Raw genomic sequence first — 18,026 nt, 5'->3', positions numbered from 1 at the left:
CCGGGGGGCCTCCCGCCGGTCCCGCCGCGGCTCCCCCAGTCCGTCGGGCCTCCCCCGGGCCTCTCACCCTGTCGCACCGCCTGGAGAACCTGCTGCCATGACGTCGTTGGAGCAAGGTCCCGCCCACGGGACCGGCACCGCCCAGGAACCTGCGCTCCCCTCACCGGCTCCCGGCTCGCCGGCGGAGTGGGAAGCGCTCGGTGCGCAGATCCACACCCTGTCGAACGGCTCGGTGGCCTCCATCGGCCCGGACGGCCCCGTCCTCGCGCGCCCGGCTCACGGCTTCACCGCCCTCCCCTCCAGCTTCGTCCGGGCGTTCTCGCGCTCCGACCGCTTCCTGGTCGCGCTGCTGTCCGTCGGCTGGGCGGCCTGCCTGGTCTGGTTCTGGGTCTGGTGGCTCGAACCCTCCCACCGGATCGGCTGGACGGGCCTGATCGTCAACAGCGCCCTGCTGCTGTACCTGACCTATCTGCCGGTGCACTTCCTCGTCGCGCTGCTGGGGATGCGCCGCTTCGATCCGGCGGTCCGGGTGCCCCGGCTCCGCACCGCCTTCGTGGTCACCCGCGCCCCGTCCGAGGGCTGGGACATCGCCCGGCGCACCCTGGAGGCCATGGTCACCCAGGACTTCCCTCACACCTACGACGTCTGGCTGTGCGACGAGGACCCCAGCGAGGAGATCCTCCACTGGTGCCGCACCCATGACGTGAACGTCTCCTGCCGGCGTGGCCGCGCCGACTACCACCGGGCCGACTGGCCCCGGCGCACCCGGTGCAAGGAGGGCAATCTCGCCTTCTTCTACGACCACTGGGGCTACGAGCTGTACGACGTGGTGGCCCAGCTCGACTGCGACCACGTGCCCGGGCCCACCTACCTCGCCGAGGTCGTCCGTCCCTTCGCCGACTCGGCCGTCGGCTACGTAGCGGCCCCCAGCGTCTGCGATTCCAACGCCGACGAGTCCTGGGCGGCCCGCGGCCGACTGCACCGCGAGGCCATGTTCCACGGGCCCGTGCAGTTGGGCCACTCCGCCGGCCTCGCGCCGGTCTGCATCGGCTCGCACTATGCCGTCCGCACGAAGGCACTGCGGGACATCGGTGGTCTGGGCCCCGAGCTCGCCGAGGACTTCTCCACCTCGTTCCTGCTGACCTCGGCCGGCTGGCAGGGCGCGTTCGCCATCGACGCGGACGCACACGGCGAAGGTCCCCTCACCTTCGGCGCGATGATCACCCAGGAGTTCCAGTGGTCCCGCAGCCTGGCCGTCATGCTCCTGGGCATGCTGCCGCGCCACCTGGGCCGCATGCCCCTGAAGCTCCGGGTGCGCTTCGCCGCGGCGCTGATGTACTACCCGCTGCTCGCCGGCGCCACGGTCATGGGCATCCTCCTGCCGCCGATCGCCGCGGTCACCGGCGCTCCGTGGATCGACGTCAACTACTTCGCCTTCCTGGCGCACTTCTGGAGCATGTCCGTCTGGCTCATCCTGCTGACGCTGCTCTGCCGCCGCCGTGGTCTGATGCGCCCCAAGGACGCCCCGATCTTCAGCTGGGAGATCTGGCTCTTCGGGCTCTCCCGGTGGCCGTACGTGGCCTGGGGCGTCCTGGCCGCGTTGACCCAGAAGCTGCGGCCCCGCCAGATCACCTTCAAGGTCACCCCGAAGAAGCGCGACGGCCTGGAGCCGCTTCCGCTGCGGGCCGTCGCCCCGTACCTGCTCATCACGGTCTTCCTGTCGGGCTCGGCCCTCGTCGGCCAGTTCACCGGCCCCGCCGTCGGCTACGTCTTCCTCTGCCTCCTCGGCTCCGCGTCGTACACCGCGGTGACGCTGGCGGTCGGCACGCTGCACGTCAGGGAGACGGCACGAGCCACCGGTGTCCCCGCTCTCCGGGCGCTGCGCACGGCCGCGCTGCCACTCCTCGCCGGCCTGCTGTCGCTGCTTCCACTCGGGTTCGCAGCCGTCGTCTTCCCCACCTACCTCACCGGCTTCTACGCCTGGTGAAGGCCCCTGCGACCGATCGAGAAATGAGGTTCCCGTGCCCCAGACCGTCCTGGTCACCGGTGGCGCCGGTTTCATCGGCAGCCACACCTGTGTCGAACTCCTCCGCGCCGGCCACGAGGTCGTCGTGCTCGATGACCACTCCAACAGCTCGCCCGAGGTCCTCGAACGGATCGCGAAGATCGCGGGGCGCCCCATCGCGGCGGCCCACGTCGCGGACGTACGCGACCGCCGGGCGCTCGACACCGTCTTCACGAACCACCCGATCGAGGCGGTGATCCACTTCGCCGCGAAGAAGGCCGTCGGCGAGTCGGTGAGGATCCCGCTCGCGTACTACGACATCAATGTCGGCGGCACGACGGCCCTGGTCTCGGCCATGCATGAGCATGGCGTGCACCGGTTGGTGTTCTCGTCCTCCTGCTCGATCTACGGCGACGTCACCACCGTCCCGCTGACCGAGGAGTCGCCGGCGGCGCCGACCAACCCGTACGCCACCGCCAAGTGGACCTGCGAGCAGATCCTCGCGGACGTCTGCCGGCATGTGCCCGAGCTCCGGGTACTGGCCCTGCGGTACTTCAACCCGGCCGGCGCCCACCCCACCGGACTCCTCGGTGAGGACCCGAGCGGCGTACCGAACAACATCATGCCGTTCCTCACCCAGATCGCCGTGGGCCGCCGCGACGAACTCTGCGTCTTCGGCGATGACTTCCCCACTCCCGACGGCACCGGGGTCCGCGACTACGTCCACGTGGTAGACGTCGCCGAGGGGCACCGCACCGCCCTGGACCACATCGACGACGAACCGGGCATGCGGGTCTTCAACCTGGGCACCGGGCGCGGCGCGTCCGTCCTGGAGCTCGTACGCACCTTCGAGGAGGTGTCGGGGCAGCCGATCCCGCACCGCGTCACCGAGCGCCGCCCCGGCGATGTCGCCGAACTCGTCGCCGACCCCACGAAGGTCGCCTCGGCCTGGAACTGGACCGCCCGGCACGACCTGGCCGCCATGTGCCGCGACGCGTGGACCTTCCAGCAGCAGAACCCGTACGGCTACGCGCCCTGACCCCTCGTCGTTCACCCCACCCGCGTTCAGACAGGAGAACACCGCATGCGGTTGACCGTCATCGGAACGGGCTACCTCGGAGCTGTGCACGCGGCGTGCATGGCCGACATCGGACATGACGTCCTCGGCGTCGACATCGACGTCGAGAAGATCGCGGCCCTCGGCGAGGGCCGGCCCCCCTTCTACGAACCCGGCTTCGACGAGGTCCTCACCCGCGCCCTCGCCTCCGGACGGCTGCGCTTCGGCACCAGCCTGCGCGAAGCGGCGGCGCACGGCGAGGTCCACTTCATCTGCGTGGGCACTCCGCAGCAGGCCGGCTCCCACGCGGCCGACCTGCGGTACGTCGACGCCGTCGTCGACGGGCTCGTGCCGCACCTGCCGGCCTCGTGTCTGGTGGTCGGCAAGTCGACCGTGCCCGTGGGAACCACCGCGCGCCTGACCGCCCGCATCGCGGGGCTCGTCCCCGCGGGCGTACGCGCCGAGGTGGCGTGGAACCCCGAGTTCCTGCGGGAGGGCTTCGCGGTCGAGGACACCTTGCGGCCGGACCGGATCGTCGTCGGCACGGTCGGCCGGGAGTCGGACGACACGCTGCGCCGCCTGTACGCCCCGATGCTGGAGGCCGGCGTCCCGTACATCAGTACCGACCCGAGCACGGCCGAGCTCGTGAAGGTAGCGGCCAACTCCTTCCTCGCCACGAAGATCTCCTTCATCAACGCGATGGCCGAGGTCTGCGACGCCGCAGGTGCGGACGTGGTCACCCTCGCCGACGCCCTCGGCCACGACACCCGGATCGGCCGACGGTTCCTCAACGCCGGCCTCGGCTTCGGCGGCGGCTGCCTGCCCAAGGACATCCGGGCGTTCACCGCCCGTGCGCAGCAGCTCGGCGTCGGCCCCGCGGTGGCCTTCCTGCGCCAGGTCGACGAGATCAACGAACGGCAGCGGACGCGAACCGTCGAGCTGACCCGTCAACTGGCCGGGGGCGACCTCACCGAACGCCGCATCACCGTACTGGGCGCCACTTTCAAGCCGAACAGCGACGACGTGCGGGACTCGCCGGCACTGGCGGTGGCGGCGGCGCTGCACCAGGAGGGCGCAGACGTCCGGGTGCACGACCCCGAGGGTACCGAGAACGCGCGCCGTGCCCGACCGGAACTGCGCTGCGAGGCCGATCTGCTGACGGCCTGCCGGGGAGCGGAGCTCGTTCTGCACCTCACCGAGTGGGGGCAGTACAGCGAGCTGGACCCGGTGAAGCTGGCCCGGGTGGTCCGCAAGCCGGTCCTCGTCGACGCGCGCAACGCGCTCCCGCACGACGCGTGGCGGGCCGCCGGCTGGACCGTCAAGGCGCTCGGCCGTCCCGCGCCGGCAGACCAGCCGCCGGCCGCTCGGGCGGGGAAGCCGCTGCGGGCCACGATCGCCTCTCCGGCCGCCGAGGCCGACCACACCAGCCTCCTGTCCCCGGCTCTGCCGACCGGCAGGGCGTAGACCGCCGCAGCACGCCGCCCCGCCCCGTCCGTCCGGTCCTCGACCGGACGGGCGGGGCGGCGTCATGGCGCGTCCGGTCGCCGAGGACGCCGCGTGGGAATGCGCCGGAGGGAGCCGGAGGGAGCCGACGGGCGCCGGCTCCGGAGGCACGGTGTCCGGCTCAGCGGACCGTGCGCTACTGCACGGCGCCGGGGCGCAGGGCGTCCGGGAGCCGGTTGCCGAAGTAGTCGACCGGGCCCGCGTCGATGCCCGAGGCCTGCGGGCCCATGCTGACGGACACCTCGTCCTCGCAGCGCGGCACCATGTTCTCGGCCCCGGCCGGGTCGGTGACGGGTACCGTCAGAGCGCGCAGGCACGGGTCGTCGCCGGTACCGCTCGGCTCGCCGGCGACCAGCTCCTGACCCGAGGCGGTACGCCAGTCCGCGAGGTCGGTGAAGCGCCGACTCCCCCAGCTCAGCGACCAGGGGCCCGTACTGTGGTAGACGTTTCGCTGCAACTGGTGCGTGCCGGGGAGGTACGACGACTCGGCTTCGATCAGCGGACCCCCGTCGGTGGCGAGGATGTTGTCGTGGATGCTCACGCCGCTCATGCCATCGCGCAACCGCAGAGCCGGGGGCCGATTGCCCGCCGCCTTCGCGGAGACGAGACCCCGAGTCCGCATCACGACCGTGTTGTTGTAGATGTCCAGGTTCTTCATCCGTGAGCCGTAGGCCACGATGCCGCCGTACTCGGGGAGCTTCCGCGCGTCGTCCCAGCTCATGTTGAAGCGGACGACGTTGTCCCGATGGGCGCCCGTCGCCTGTCCGGAGTAGACGAGGAACCCGGGCCCGTCGTTGCCGTAGGCGAGGTTGTACTGCATGACCGAGTCGGACACGTTGTTGTCGAGGCCGAAGCCGCCGCCGTCCACCCGGGATCCCGTCCGGTTTCGGTAGGAGCGGTTGTTCTCCAGCACCACGCCGGTGGAGTCGTACACCCAGATGCCCTCGGGACCCTCGTCGGCGTCGACCGCGGAACGCGCGCCGTTGTCGTGGGCCACCGAGCGCAGCACCTTCGCGTCCCGGACGCTGCCGAGGGCGATGCCGCTTCCCGTGTTGCGCCTGTCACTGGCCGGGTCGCCGGTGTTGGAGGACGCCGTGACCCGCTCGATGCGCAGCCCGGAGTGCGCGTAGGCCGGGCTGTCCGCCTCGAACTCCGGTCCGTAGAAGACGAGTCCGCCCTCCAGGTTGTGGTGCACGGAGACATCGCTGATGCGCACGTCGCTGTAGCCCGTGACGGCGTCGCCCTCCGCGCCGACGCTGATCCCGTTCTGGAAGCCCCGCGCCTCCACGTCGGCGATCCTGACGTGGGCGAGTCTCCGCTCTCCTGGGCGGGTGGCGCGGAAGGCGATCCCGACCCCTTCGCGCAGCGCCCCGCGGTCGCCGACCAGCGCGATGTTCCTGATCTCCACGCCCGCGGTGTCGTGCACGGTGATGCCGGAGGTGCCGCGGGGCGCGATCGTGGCGCGGCCCGTGCCGTACGACTCGATCACTACCGGCCTCGCCGCGCTGCCCGCCTCGCCCTCTTCCAGGGTGATGCTGCCGCGGAAGCGTTCGCCGCCCTCGAGCCGGAGCCTGTCACCGGGCCGGAAGCTCGCGGTGTTCGCGTGGTCCAGGGTCCGCCAGGGCCTCTCCGGCGACATTCCGTCGTTCTCGTCGTCGCCGCTCGGGCTGACGTAGAAGGTGAACGGACCGCCGCTCGCGGGACGGGCGGGCCGGTAGACCCCCGGCACGTCGCACCCTGTGAGCAGCAGGAGCACCACGGCCGAGACTCCCGCCGCGGCCTTTGTCGTCCGGCTCCGCTTCACCGCGTTCACCCGCACCCCCTGGGGACGTTCCAGCGCCATGTCAGGCATATAAAGCAGCAGACTGCCAGAAAAGGGACATGCGAAACGCCGACCGACGTGCGGCATCCGAGTCACGTGTGGCACGCCACGCCTTCAGGGCGGTCACGTCGTGGCGGCGGCCAGGTCCTCACCGCGGTCAGCATGACGGGGACGAAGCTGTCGGCCGCACCCCGCTGCGCCGATCACGCCCGCACCCTCAGGGAGCACGCCTCCGACACCGTCCGCAGCCAGTCGCTCCACTGGGCGCCAGATGCCCGGTCTGCGGAGTGCGGCGAGGTGGTCCGGGTGAAGGCGTCGAGCGTCCGCAGCGGCTACGACCCGTGCCCGGCCTGCCGGGCGGAGGGTTACACGGCCCCTCCTGCCGTGGGCCACCCGATGGTCCTCCTCCCCCACCGCCGGACGCCGGGGGGACAGCGGCCGGGACCCCGCGCCCGGAGTGGCCTCGACCTGTGACGTGGGGTCAGTCCTCGGCTGGGCTCCCGCCCCGGACGGCCCCCCGGTCCCGGACCGCGGCCACGTGTCCGGCAGCTGCCACCACGGCCTCGATGAGCGGTTCCGTGCGGTTCTCCCTCAGCCAGGCGAGGCCCGCCGTTGACGGGGGCAGGTCCGTGACCTCGACGTAGCGGATGCCGGGGCGCGGGAAGAGGTCGCGCGCTGCGGCCGGCAGGAAACACATGCCCTTGCCCTGGGCCACGAGGTGCAGAAGGCCCTCCAGGTCCGAGGCGACGGGGCCGTAGCGGACCGGGGTGCCGTCGGGTCGCGGGTCGGCCGCCCAGAAGTCCCACCAGAGCCGTGGCACCTGCGGCGGGACGTCGATCACCGGGTGGCCGGCCAGCTCGGCGAGGGTGATCCGGTCGCGTTCCACGAGCGGGTCGCTCACGGAGAGACAGGCCAACCGCGGTTCCGTGGCCAGGTGTTGCACCTCGACACCGGGCGGGACCGGTGGACGGAGGAAGGCAACATCGATGTCATGCCGGAACAGGGCGTCGAAGTGGTCGGCGAAGTGGAGGCTGCGCACGTCGACCTCGACCAACGGGTGCCGTTCGTGGAGCAGTCGCAGCACGGCCTGCGTATAGGGCATCGCCGCTTCCGCACCGATGGTGCCGACGACGAGCCGTCCGGAGAGCCTGCGCACCTGGGTCGAAGCGCTGCGGCTCAGCCGGTCCATGGCCGCCACCACGCTGCGCGCGTCCGCCAACAGGACCAGGCCCTGCGGGGTGAGCGTCACGGCCCGGCTCGAACGGTCGAACAGCCGCACCCCGAGCCGCCTTTCCAGATCTCTGATCTGCTGGCTCAGCGCCGACTGTGTGATGAACAGCCGGGCGGCGGCGCGCGAGAAGTGGAGTTCCTCCGCGAGGGCGACGAACAGACGGAGTTGATGGGCGCTCGGCGTCCGCGGGTCGGGGCCCGTCGGCGCGGCGCCACCAGCGGCCGTTTCGCCAGTAACCATGATGAATCCCTTATCGATCCTCTTTCATGTCGCATGGCCACAAGCGATGACATGAACAGAGTGCGAGTGGAAGGCTCGGTTCTCAAGCGACGCCCCGTGAACACTCCTCGGTTCCGCAGGGCCGTCCGACCATTGCTTTCTCGACAACGGGGGCCGAAACATGTCTGTGAGACGAGCGGTGGCGATGCTCGCCGCCCTCCTGGCCGTGCTGTTCAGCGCCGGCGCCGTTCAGGCGTCGTCGCCGCAGGCCGGCACGACCACCCGCGCGGTGCCGAGCGCGCCGCCCACCGCCGGGGCCGCGCCCCTCGCGGCCCAGGCGTCGTGCACCGCGCGCAACGTCAGCCACTACGACGCGTACACGGGGCGCACCTGGATGCGTGACTGGGTGTGCGGCAATCGTGCCGGTGCCCCGCTGTACGGCTGCGCCAGCTTCATCTCCGCCTGCTCGGCCATCGGCTGGATCGACACGTCGACGAGCTGGTTCGTGTGCTGGGGCAGAGGCGCCGCGCACAGCGGCGGCAACAACATCTGGTACTACACCATGGGTGACCGCATCGCTCCCGGTCGCGAGGGCCATCACGGGTGGGGCTTCATCCCCGCCGTCGACGTGTGGACGTCGACCGATCCCTGGCCCGGCATGACGGAGTGCAACATCCCGTAGGCCGCCGGGAGTCGTCCGCCCGGCCCGCTCCGGTGGAGCCCCTCGCGTCCCGCCAGGGGCTCCGCGCCGCGGTCCCGCCGCCCTGGTCCGCCGACCTCTACGAGATCCGGGCAGCCCGCTCTCACACCAAGCGAGGACCCCTCACGTCATGCTCCGCATCGCCAGGCACTCCCACACCACCGCTCGCCGTACGCCTCGGCGCCTGCTCGCCGCGACCGCGGCCTTCCTCTCCCTCTCCTTCACCGGTGCGGTGCTCCCGCACTCCGTCGCGGCCGCGACGGAACCGGCGGGTGGCTCCGAGTCGGTCACACCCGCGAGCCCCCAGGTGCCCGCGGGGGTCACGGCGGGCGTGGCCGTGTTCGACCGGCAGACCGGGACGTTCACCGAACAGCTAGCCCCGGCCGCCACGTTCCGGTCCGCGTCGGTCGTCAAGCTCCTGATCACCCTCGACTTCCTGTGGAACCGCAGCCCCGACACCATCCCGGCCGCCGACCGCACACGGCTGGACGCCATGCTCCGCAGCAGTCAGGACGCCGCCGCCAACCACTACTGGTCGGCCTACGGCGGGCCGGCGATCGTCGAGCGCATGGTCACGCGGCTCGGGCTCGCCGACACCGCTCCCCCACCGGCAGGCTACGAGGGGTACTGGGGCTACACGGCCATGTCGGCCCGCGACACCGTGAAGACCTACCGGCACATCCTGGAGTCCGCTCCCGCGCCGGTTCGTGACTTCGTCATGGAGCGTCTGCGCCAGTCGACCCGGTGCGCGTCGGACTCCTTCGACCAGCACTTCGGCATCGCCGGCGCGTTCGACCGCCCGTGGGCCGTGAAGCAGGGCTGGTCGGGGAGGTACGCGAAGGGGAACTGCGGCTCCGCGGGCACGACTACGGCCGGTGGCATCGACGCCTCGGCCCCCGCGTCCGCCGGCGCGGGTGGCGCGAGCGTCGACCTGAGCCGACCGGCGCTGCACACGACCGGCACCGTCGGGGCCGGTGACCGTTCCATCGTGGCCGTCCTCACCCTGCACCCGGACGGCACGTCGTACGGAAAGGCGTACACCGACCTCGGCCGGCTGACCCGTTCCCTGAACGTTCCCGGCGGAACGGCGCCGAAGGGGAAGTGGTACGGGACATGGGGTCAGGACGTCGCCGTCCGGACGGAACCGGTCGTCGGGGACAACCTGCTGACCCGGCTCCCGGCCGGCGTGGAGGTGCTGGTGGGCTGCCAGAAGAAGGGGCAGCTCGTCTCCGTCCCGCCGTACACCAACGACTGGTGGGCGTATCTGCCGCAGCACGGGGGCTACGTCACCAACATCTACATCAGCCATCCGGACAACCAGATGCCGGACGTACCGCTGTGCACGAGTCAGAAGTGAACCCGGGGATTCCCGGAGAAGGAGTGACGATGTCGCGTACCTGGCGTTCCACCCTCGGTGTGGTCGGTGCCCTCCTGTGGGTGCTGGTGTCCGCCTTCGCGGCGGGCCCGGCCCAAGCGGCGGGCTCAGACGCGCCTCGCGAGGGCGGCGGCCACACCATGGTCATGCCGCCGGCGCCGCGGGGCGAGGGCCCGTCCTCACGTGCCGTGGCGGCCGTGTCGCCGACGGTCTCGCCCTGGGCGGACTACGTGCACACGTCGTCGGGCAGCCCCGTCACGTGCGCGTCGGGGAATCTCTGCACCGGGGTCTGGGACCCGGTGGTGGGCAAGTACAAGGTCTTCTTCCTCTACCGGTGCCACCAGTACTCCCTGTCCCACTGGAACGGCGTGGGCCAGGTGGTGAACAACCAGGTCGGCGCCGCCGCGTTCTTCTACGGCCAGAACGGCCAGGTGCTGGACGTCGTCCTGCCGGAGCCCACGCCCTTCACGTACGACTGGACGCCCGTGTGGTCCATCCGGAACTGCTGAGCGGCGCGCGTCGACACCGCAACGCGAGGGTTCGTGACAGGCCGCCGAGCCTCCGGCCCCGCGCTCACCCCGCCGATACGGTCACGTAGCCGTCGTGGCCTCGGGACCCGTCGGTACGCGTCAGAGGTAGGTGACGCCGGTCAGTTCTTCGGCCTCCGCCCAGAGTCGTCGGCCCGTCCCGGGGTCGGCGGCGGCGGTAGGCGCGGCCGGCCTGGTAGGCGTGGCGTGACATGAGGTCGTCGAAGTCGAGGTGCGCGTTCCTGTGGGTGATCGAGCCGATGGTGACCACCCTCGGGGCGGGATCCTGCTCATCGAAGCTCCCGCCGCCGCCAAGGCGCTCTGGATGCAACGCACTTAGCACATGGCACGTAGCACCTGGCACCTGGCACGTGGCAGGTGGGCCCGTATGACCGGGCAGCCCCCGTCAGCCGGACCGTACGGCACAGTGCCGGATCTCCATCTGGGCCCCGACAACGATCGTCGCACCGCCACGGTCCCCGGAGCGCCGCGTCCTCACCCTGCGGAGGCGGATGGAAGGCTTGGCGCATGACCCTTCGAGCACGATCCGGCGTCCAGCGGTCCTGGCAGCAGGGGCACGCACCCGCGCTGCTGGTGATCCCGCTCGGGCTGATCGTCACCGTGTGCGTGGTGGATGTGCTGTCTCCGCCTCACGTCCACCTCGGTCCCCTGCTCGTGGCGGCGCCCGCGATCACGGTGGCGTTCGGCGGCGCCCGTACGACGGCGGCCATGGGGGCTCTTGCGGTGGCCGCCCAGGTGCTGATCGGCGTGCTCAGGGGGGTCTCGGGCACCGCCAACATCCAGGCCCAGATCGCTGCCCTGATCGTCGTCTCGGCCGTCTGCGTCACCGTGTGTGTGGTGCGGGACCGGCGCGAGCAACAGCTGCACCAGGTGCGGTCGGTGGCCGAGGCGGCCCAAAGAGTGCTGTTGCAGCCGCTGCCCGCACGTGCCGGCCCCCTGCGGATCGCCGGCCTGTACATCCCCGCCGAGGAGGAAGCCGAGCTGGGCGGAGACCTGTACGCGGTCGCACGCACCGCCCACCACAGCACCCGGCTCCTCATCGGCGATGTGCGCGGTAGTGGTCTGGGGGCCATCAGCAACACCGCCCTGCTGCTCGGAGCCTTCCGAGCGGCCGCCCATCGGCAGGCCACCCTTCCCCGTCTCGCCGTCCATCTGGACGCCGCGTTCCGTTGGGACACCGGACAGTGGCGGTCACGGACAGAGCAGGACACCGTTGAGGACTTCGCCACCGCCCTGCTGCTCGACATCCCCGACCACGAGCCGGTCGTCCACCTCATCAGCTGCGGTCACCCGCCGCCGCTCATCCTCCGCGGCGATCGGCTCATCCCGCTCGTGGCCGATGCGAGCCACCTGCCGATCGGCTTGGCCGGGGCCTTCGGCATCGCCGACTACGACGTCCAGACGTTCCCGTTCGAGCCCGGCGACCTGCTGCTCCTCTACACCGACGGCGTGATCGAGGCACGCGACACCGAGGGCCGCTTCTACCCCTTCACCGAGCGCGCGCCACAGTGGACCACGGAGGACCCCGACGAACTCCTGCGTCATCTCCAGGCCGACCTACTGGCCCACGTCCACGCACACCTCTACGACGACGCGGCCGTCGTCGCCATCCGCCGCACGACATCCGCCCCACCGCCAACCGACCCGGCCCCGTGAGCGAGGGCCGGGGCGGGGGCGGGGGCACCCTGTGGCCTTGAGCGTGCCTCCGATCCGAGAAGGGACGGCGTGGACACCTGAGACCTCAGATGGTCCACGAGGTCCACGAGGTCCACGAGGCAATGGACCTCGACACCCGTGTCGGCCTCGGCCATCACCTCTACCTTCCGCCGCTCCTGCTCCCGCTCGATTCGCTGCAGTCGACCGCGACGACCCGGTCGGACACACAGGATGTCTCTCCTTTGGCCTAGCGCAGCGCGCTCCGGGCAGGGGCCGCTCATAGCGTGGGATGACGCTTGCACGGCCCCCAGGAGGACTTCCGATGAGCAGTCGCAGCATGGTCGCCGGCATAGCCCTGGCGATCGCCTCTCTCGCCCCGTTGTCCGGCGTCGCTCACGCCCAGGACCTCGACTGTCGCAACTTCCGATTCCAGGAGGACGCCCAGGCGGAGTTCGACCGGGACCCGAGCGACCCGAACCGGCTCGACGAGGATCAGGGACCTGATGACGGGCTCGCCTGTGAGGCACTTCCCAGGCGCAGCAGCACAGGCGCCGTGCCTGGGCCCGTGCCGCCGGTGGACCCGGGCGCTACCGCCGTCTCACCGGTGAATCCGAGTGCCGGTGCCGTTCAGCCGGCCCCCGTCGTCCCGAGTCGCGGTACCCGGGCGGGGATCGGTGGAGCATCCGGTCCGTCCGGTCTCAGCGTGGGCATAGGCCTCGCCCTGGCTGTCGGAGCCACCGTGGCGGGCGGCTTCCTCACCGCACGGCGCCGGGCCCGCGGATCGAGGAGGTCCTGATCGACGCCCAGGTCTTCGCCCACGGCAAGGAAGAGCGTTCCTCCGTGGCGTCCGGCCCCGGTCACGTCCCGGCGGCGGGGTCGTGACCGAGGGGCGGGGCCGTGGGGAGGGTTCGTGCCGCCCAGAGCGTCTTGCCTCGTTCTGAGGGCCTCACGCCCCAGCGCTGGGTGAGGTGGGCGGTGATGAACAGGCCCCGGCCGTTCTCGTCCGCGTCCAGGGCGCGGCGAAGGTGCGGACTTGCGCTGCTGTCGTCGGTGACCTCGCACACGAGCGCGCCGTCGCGGATGAGGCGCAACTGGATCGGCCCCTTCGCGTAGCGCACGGAGTTGGTGACCAGCTCACTGACGACGAGGGCGGTGTCGTCGATGACGTCCTGGGCCAGTCCCCATTCCGCGAGTTGGTCCATGGCCCTCCTGCGCGCCTGCCCGGCGCTCTCCGGACGGTTGGGAAAGGTCCACGCCCTCGTCCGGGAGTCGCCCAACGTGCGGGTGCGGGCCAGCAACAGGTAGGCGTCCCGGAGCGGCTGCTCGGGCGCGAGGACCTCGGCGCACCTGTCGCACATGGCCTGAAGAGAGGGCTGCGGTTCGGCGAACAGGTCGGTCAGCCGGCTCAGCAGCGCTTCCGGGCCGCCGGCCGCGGTCAGCAGAGCGGTGTTGCAGATCAGCAGGGTGCTCCCTTCGGGCAGGACGCGTCGCGTGAGCGCGTACTCCGCGAGGCCCTGCCCGAGAGGTGGTCCGGCCGCGACGTCCAGCAGTTCGACGGCACCGCCCGGATGCACCAGAACCGGTGGCGGGTGTCCCGCGCTCGCTGCGGTGCACAGCCGGGTGACCGGGTCGTAGACGAGGCAGAGGCAGGTGGCGGGCGTTCCGTCACCGGCGTCCGGTGCAGCCGTGTCCGGCGGGCTGCTCGGGCGGCTCGCGAGGTCGTGAAGCCGCTGGAGGATGTCCTCCGGCGGCAGGTCGAGGTCGGCGAGCGCCTCGATCGCCGCGCGGAGCTCGCTCATCGCCGCCGGACGCGAAGTCCCGGACGTGGTGTCGCCCGCCACGAGGGCGACCCTGGACCCGGAGAGGGAGATGGCGTCGGACCAGCCGCCGCCCGTGCCGGCCGGCAGGTGGGTGCGGGCGAGTTCGACGGCCGTCACGACGGAGGCCTGCGCCTGGGCGAAGCCACCGGACAGGATGCGGGCGGCCGAGCGCTCGCGCCCGTAGAGACGGGCGTTGTCCAGGCACTGGCCCGCGTGGGTGGTGAGCTGCTGCGCGAGCCTCAGGTGCCGGTGGTCGTACGGGGCGGGTTCGCGCCAGCGGTAGAAACAGGCCAGGCCGAGCACCACACCCCGGGCTCGGATCGGAACGAGCAGCATGGAATGCGTCCGTGCGCTCAGGATCCGGGCGTCACGCCGACGCCTCGGATCGAGCCAGTGGGCGTCCGGACGCAGGCGTCGGATCAGCTTCGGGGCCAGGGTGTCCAGGACGGTTCGGTAGGGGGTGCCCGGCGGGTACACGTCCACCTCGCCGACGGCCGGGACGCCGTCCTGGTCCGGTCCGGCGACCGAGCGGTACCCCACGCGTCGGACGGTCTGGTCCCGGTCGAGAGCGTCCGCGATGGGAGCCCGGCCGCCCAGGACCACGTCGTAGACGTCGACGGTCACGGTGTCGGCCAGGGCCGGGGAGACGACCTCGCAGAACTCGGCCGCCGTACGGAAGATGTCGAGCGTGGTTCCGATCCGCGCGGCCGCCTCGTTCTGCAGGCGCACCTCCGCTTCGGCCCGCACCCGGGCGGTGATGTCGGTCAGTGCGGCGGCGAGCCCGAGCACGGTGCCGTCGGCCCGCTGCAGCCGGAACCCGGACACCGAGGAGACGGTTTCGGCCAGAGGGACGCGGCGGTCGCGGAACCGGATCCTCATGTCGAGCTCGGGCACGCCGGTCTCCAGCACCCGGTGGGCGGCCCGTTCCACGGCCGCGGGGTCGGTGATGTCGAAGGACCGCAGGATCTCCGGGAGCGTACGGCCGAGCAGCCGGTCGGCCGGGAACTCCCGCATCAGCCGGGCCGCCGTGTTCACCCGTACCAGGCGCAGCTCCTGGTCGTACACGTGCAGGCCCATGGGGGACTGGGAGAAGAGCGCGTCCAGGACGGCACCCCCGAGGCCCTCGGGGGTGGACAGGCTGTCCGGATGATCTTCACCAACCACTGTGTGACCGCCCATTCGACGAGACGGGTGGACCGCGCTGCCTCCCATGCAACGCCCACCCCACCCGCCCGGCCACCGCAGTGGAGTGGCCGGGTGACGCCGGCCGGTCCCGCCGGACAGGCCTGCTGGGGCGCGGTCGGCGGGAGCGCTGCGTACGCTGGTCGGAGGGGGTTCCTCTCGGGACGAGGATCGGAAGGTCTGTGAGGCCGGAGATCGACCACAGTGCGTTGTTCGCCGCGACGCCCAGCCCGTATCTGGTACTGGCACCGGATCTGCTGATCGTGGATGTGAACGATGCGTACCTGCGGGCGACCGGCCGCACCCGGGAGGATCTGCTCGGGCAGCACGTGTTCGACGCGTTCCCCGACAACCCCGACGACCCGGGCGCGGACGGGGTGAAGAACCTGGGGGCGTCGCTGGGGCGGGTGCTGGCCACCGGTGAGGCCGACACCATGGCGGTGCAGAAGTACGACATCCCCGTCGTCTCGCAGCCCGGTGTGTTCGAGGAACGCTGGTGGTCCCCGGTGAACACCCCGGTCAAGAACGCGGACGGGCGGGTCGCCTGGATCATCCACCGCGTGGAGGACGTGACGGCGTTCATGCGGTCCCGCCGGTTCCGGGGCCGGAACGAGGGGCGGCGGATGAGCGAGCGCGAGGAGGGGATGGAGGCCGAGCTGTACGCCCGCGCGCGGGAGCTGCAGCGGCTGAACGAGGAGCTGCGGGCGGCGCACGCCCGGGAGCGGGAGGTCGCCGTCACCTTGCAGGAGGCGATGCTGCACTCCCCTGACCTGGCCCGGCACAGTGACGTGGCGGTGCGCTATCTGCCGGCGATCGGTTCGCTGAACGTGTGCGGCGACTGGTACGACGCCGTCGACCTGGCCGAGGGGCGGTTCACCGTCGCGGTGGGCGACGTCGTCGGGCACGGGCTGGAGGCGGCCACCGTCATGGGCATGCTCCGCAGCGCGCTGTCCGCGGCCAGTCGGGCGGTGGCCGGGCCGGCCGGGGCCCTGGAAGTGCTGGGCATGTACGCCCGCTCCGTGGACGGCGCGCTCGCCGCGACCGCGGTCAGCGTCCTCGTGGACACCCGCTCCAAACTGCTCGTCTACTCCAGCGCCGGGCACCCGCCGCCGGTGCTGCTGCACGCGGACGGCACGTGCGAGCTGTTGGACCAGGCCACCGACCCGCCGCTGGGAGCCAGACCCGAGCACGTTCCCCGACCGCAGGCCGGCTCCCCCTACCGCCCGGGTGACACCCTCGTCCTCTACACCGACGGGCTGATCGAACGCCGCGACGAGGACATCGACACCGGCCTGGACCGGCTCACCAACGCCCTGGGTGACCTGGCCACCCTTGATCCGGCCGAGCTGGCCGACGCGCTGCTCGCGCGACTCGGCGTCGCCAGCGGAGCCCGCGACGACATCGCCCTCGTCATCGTCCGCGTCTGAGCCCGCGGAACGCCCGGCACGACGGTCGGCACGGCGGTCGGCACGACGTCGGTACGGCGGTCGGTACAGCGGTCGGTACGACGGTCGGTACAGCGGTCGGTACGACGGTCGGTACAGCGGTCGGTACGACGGTCGGTACGGCGGGTCTACCTCCGTGGGGTGGGCACGAGGCGCAGCAGCCCGTGGAGGACGGCGTCGATGGTGTCGTGTGCGGGCTCGTCGGTGACATGGGTGAGCAGGCGGGCCAGGGTGCGCAGGACGTGGGGCGAGGCCATCACACGGGGGTGGAGGACGGGCCGGAAGCCGTAGCGCGAGAAGATCAGATCCCCGGCGAGGTTGCCCAGCCGGTAGTAGCGCGCCCATCGGCGCTGGATCTCGGCCGGGTACTGGTGCAAGGCGTGTTCCCGGCGCGGTCCGGCCGGACGGGCCAGTGCCAGGGCGATGATGTCCGCCGCCACCTCGGCGGCCTCCATGGCCTGGGCGATGCCCTCGCCGCTCCACGGACTGACCATGCCGGCGCTGTCGCCCACGAGCAGCACACCCCGCCGGTACTGCGGGCGCCGGTTCAGTCCCATCGGCAGCGGCGCGCTGCGCAGGGGCGAGTCGGCGGTCTCCTCGTCCAGCCCCCAGTCCGCGGGCAGGCGGGGCAGCCAGTGGTCCAGCGCCGCCCGCAGGTCCACCGGCCTGCGCCGCCGGTGCTGCGGCAGGACACCGAGGCCCACGTTGACGCGCCCGTCCCCCAGGGGGAACACCCACCCGTATCCGGGCAGATCCCGTCCGGTACGAGGACAGCGCAGGTCGGCCCAGAGCTCCAGGTAGGGGTCATGTGTACGGGCCTCGCTGCGGTAGTACCGCCGGGCAGCGGCCGCGACGGGCCTCTTGGCGTCTCGTTCGAACCCCAGCCCGAGGGTCGTGCGCGCGGAGGCTCCGTCGGCGGCGATCACCAACGGCGCCCGGTAGCGGACCGGCTCCTGCCCCGGTCCGCGGGAGGCGGTCACGCCGATGACGTGTCCTGCCCGGTCGGTCAGCGGGCCCGTCACCTTCACATGGGTACGGAGGCGCGCTCCGGTGGCGCGGGCGTGAGTGGCGAGCAGGTCGTCGAAGTCGTGCCGACTGCGGGTGAGTCCGAAATCGGGAAGGGCACCCAGGCGCGGCCAGTCGAGCTCCGCCTGGTGGCCGCCGCAGACCCAGCGCATGCCCTTGTTGCGCATCCACCCCGGTGCGTCGATGTCGATGCCCATCCGCACCAACTGGTACACGCCGCGTGGTGTCAGCCCGTCGCCGCACACCTTCTCCCGGGGGAAACCGCCCTTCTCCAGGAGCAGCACGTCCACCCCCGCCCTCGCGAGGTGCACCGCGGCGGCGGAACCCGCCGGACCCGCCCCCACCACGATGACCTGTGCCTCTTCGTCACCGGCGCCTTCAGTGCCCGCGCTGCCGGCGTCGCGGCCTTCGTCGGCCTCGCCACTTTTGGTGATCAC

The 18,026-nt window shown here is 71.8% G+C and carries 14 protein-coding genes; 9 read left to right on the top strand and 5 right to left on the bottom strand.

Annotation, left to right across the window (positions count from 1 at the left end; genetic code table 11):
- Positions 1-97 precede the first annotated feature (97 nt).
- From ACFQ79_RS19840 to ACFQ79_RS19830, 3 genes are read left to right on the top strand one after another with little or no spacing between them, the layout of a single operon-like run.
- Positions 98-1,987, top strand: a complete 1,890-nt coding sequence (locus ACFQ79_RS19840; RefSeq protein WP_383585181.1) for a glycosyltransferase family 2 protein — start codon at positions 98-100, stop codon at positions 1,985-1,987.
- A 34-nt stretch (positions 1,988-2,021) separates the two neighbouring features.
- Complete coding sequence (galE, locus tag ACFQ79_RS19835; protein ID WP_383585179.1) at positions 2,022-3,044, top strand: UDP-glucose 4-epimerase GalE; 1,023 nt, start codon at positions 2,022-2,024, stop codon at positions 3,042-3,044.
- Between the two features lie 45 nt (positions 3,045-3,089).
- A complete protein-coding gene (locus ACFQ79_RS19830) occupies positions 3,090-4,526 on the top strand; it encodes a UDP-glucose dehydrogenase family protein (protein WP_383585177.1) in 1,437 nt (478 codons plus the stop codon).
- A gap of 175 nt (positions 4,527-4,701) precedes the next feature.
- Here the strand turns inward: ACFQ79_RS19830 and ACFQ79_RS19825 are convergent, their stop codons facing one another.
- Complete coding sequence (locus ACFQ79_RS19825) at positions 4,702-6,408, bottom strand: right-handed parallel beta-helix repeat-containing protein (protein ID WP_383585175.1); 1,707 nt, start codon at positions 6,406-6,408, stop codon at positions 4,702-4,704.
- A 141-nt stretch (positions 6,409-6,549) separates the two neighbouring features.
- Between ACFQ79_RS19825 and ACFQ79_RS19820 the strand changes: the two genes are divergently transcribed.
- Positions 6,550-6,861: a hypothetical protein gene (locus ACFQ79_RS19820; RefSeq protein ID WP_383585173.1), complete on the top strand. Its 312-nt coding sequence runs from the start codon at positions 6,550-6,552 to the stop codon at positions 6,859-6,861.
- A gap of 7 nt (positions 6,862-6,868) precedes the next feature.
- On the opposite strand, the gene ACFQ79_RS19815 is transcribed toward ACFQ79_RS19820, so the two are convergent.
- Positions 6,869-7,858 (bottom strand): LysR family transcriptional regulator, encoded by a 990-nt coding sequence (locus ACFQ79_RS19815; protein ID WP_383585171.1) that lies wholly within the window; start codon positions 7,856-7,858, stop codon positions 6,869-6,871.
- 160 nt (positions 7,859-8,018) lie between these two features.
- Here ACFQ79_RS19815 and ACFQ79_RS19810 point away from each other — a divergent pair, with 160 nt between their 5' ends.
- The 4 genes from ACFQ79_RS19810 (at position 8,019) to ACFQ79_RS19795 (ending at position 12,116) form a co-directional block, all read left to right on the top strand.
- Positions 8,019-8,519: a hypothetical protein gene (locus ACFQ79_RS19810; protein ID WP_383585169.1), complete on the top strand. Its 501-nt coding sequence runs from the start codon at positions 8,019-8,021 to the stop codon at positions 8,517-8,519.
- Between the two features lie 148 nt (positions 8,520-8,667).
- Positions 8,668-9,894, top strand: a complete 1,227-nt coding sequence (locus ACFQ79_RS19805) for a hypothetical protein (RefSeq protein WP_383585166.1) — start codon at positions 8,668-8,670, stop codon at positions 9,892-9,894.
- A gap of 29 nt (positions 9,895-9,923) precedes the next feature.
- Entirely contained in the window at positions 9,924-10,421 is a 498-nt protein-coding gene (locus tag ACFQ79_RS19800; RefSeq protein WP_383585164.1) for a hypothetical protein, read from the top strand.
- A 546-nt stretch (positions 10,422-10,967) separates the two neighbouring features.
- Positions 10,968-12,116: a PP2C family protein-serine/threonine phosphatase gene (locus tag ACFQ79_RS19795; RefSeq protein WP_383585161.1), complete on the top strand. Its 1,149-nt coding sequence runs from the start codon at positions 10,968-10,970 to the stop codon at positions 12,114-12,116.
- Positions 12,117-12,973: 857 nt separating this feature from the next.
- On the opposite strand, the gene ACFQ79_RS19790 is transcribed toward ACFQ79_RS19795, so the two are convergent.
- Complete coding sequence (locus tag ACFQ79_RS19790) at positions 12,974-15,100, bottom strand: SpoIIE family protein phosphatase (protein WP_383585159.1); 2,127 nt, start codon at positions 15,098-15,100, stop codon at positions 12,974-12,976.
- Between the two features lie 200 nt (positions 15,101-15,300).
- Here ACFQ79_RS19790 and ACFQ79_RS19785 point away from each other — a divergent pair, with 200 nt between their 5' ends.
- A complete protein-coding gene (locus ACFQ79_RS19785; protein ID WP_383585156.1) occupies positions 15,301-16,545 on the top strand; it encodes a PP2C family protein-serine/threonine phosphatase in 1,245 nt (414 codons plus the stop codon).
- On the opposite strand, the gene ACFQ79_RS19780 is transcribed toward ACFQ79_RS19785, so the two are convergent.
- Both ACFQ79_RS19780 and ACFQ79_RS19775 read right to left on the bottom strand, forming a co-directional pair.
- On the bottom strand, positions 16,529-16,774 hold the full coding sequence (locus ACFQ79_RS19780) for a PT domain-containing protein (protein WP_383585153.1): 246 nt from the start codon (positions 16,772-16,774) through the stop codon (positions 16,529-16,531). The two genes, ACFQ79_RS19785 and ACFQ79_RS19780, sit on opposite strands and share 17 nt — an antisense overlap.
- Complete coding sequence (locus tag ACFQ79_RS19775) at positions 16,692-17,939, bottom strand: geranylgeranyl reductase family protein (RefSeq protein ID WP_383585186.1); 1,248 nt, start codon at positions 17,937-17,939, stop codon at positions 16,692-16,694. The genes ACFQ79_RS19780 and ACFQ79_RS19775 overlap by 83 nt, the downstream gene beginning before the upstream one ends.
- Positions 17,940-18,026: the final 87 nt, after the last annotated feature.

The sequence above is a fragment of the Streptomyces sp. NPDC056480 genome, assembly GCF_042795405.1.
GTDB lineage: Bacteria > Actinomycetota > Actinomycetes > Streptomycetales > Streptomycetaceae > Streptomyces.
The sequence above is the reverse complement of the archived record's forward strand: the minus strand, read 5'-3'. Positions and strand labels throughout refer to the sequence as shown.

Excerpts from the sequence above, each read along its gene's own strand:
- ACFQ79_RS19830 (WP_383585177.1), top strand. The coding sequence starts at position 3,090 with ATGCGGTTGACCGTCATCGGAACGGGCTACCTCGGAGCTGTGCACGCG.
- ACFQ79_RS19820 (WP_383585173.1), top strand. The coding sequence starts at position 6,550 with ATGACGGGGACGAAGCTGTCGGCCGCACCCCGCTGCGCCGATCACGCC.
- ACFQ79_RS19780 (WP_383585153.1), bottom strand. The coding sequence starts at position 16,774 with ATGTCACCGACGAGCCCGCACACGACACCATCGACGCCGTCCTCCACG.
- ACFQ79_RS19815 (WP_383585171.1), bottom strand. The coding sequence starts at position 7,858 with ATGGTTACTGGCGAAACGGCCGCTGGTGGCGCCGCGCCGACGGGCCCC.
- ACFQ79_RS19805 (WP_383585166.1), top strand. The coding sequence starts at position 8,668 with ATGCTCCGCATCGCCAGGCACTCCCACACCACCGCTCGCCGTACGCCT.
- ACFQ79_RS19840 (WP_383585181.1), top strand. The coding sequence starts at position 98 with ATGACGTCGTTGGAGCAAGGTCCCGCCCACGGGACCGGCACCGCCCAG.
- ACFQ79_RS19810 (WP_383585169.1), top strand. The coding sequence starts at position 8,019 with ATGTCTGTGAGACGAGCGGTGGCGATGCTCGCCGCCCTCCTGGCCGTG.
- ACFQ79_RS19800 (WP_383585164.1), top strand. The coding sequence starts at position 9,924 with ATGTCGCGTACCTGGCGTTCCACCCTCGGTGTGGTCGGTGCCCTCCTG.
- ACFQ79_RS19825 (WP_383585175.1), bottom strand. The coding sequence starts at position 6,408 with ATGGCGCTGGAACGTCCCCAGGGGGTGCGGGTGAACGCGGTGAAGCGG.
- ACFQ79_RS19795 (WP_383585161.1), top strand. The coding sequence starts at position 10,968 with ATGACCCTTCGAGCACGATCCGGCGTCCAGCGGTCCTGGCAGCAGGGG.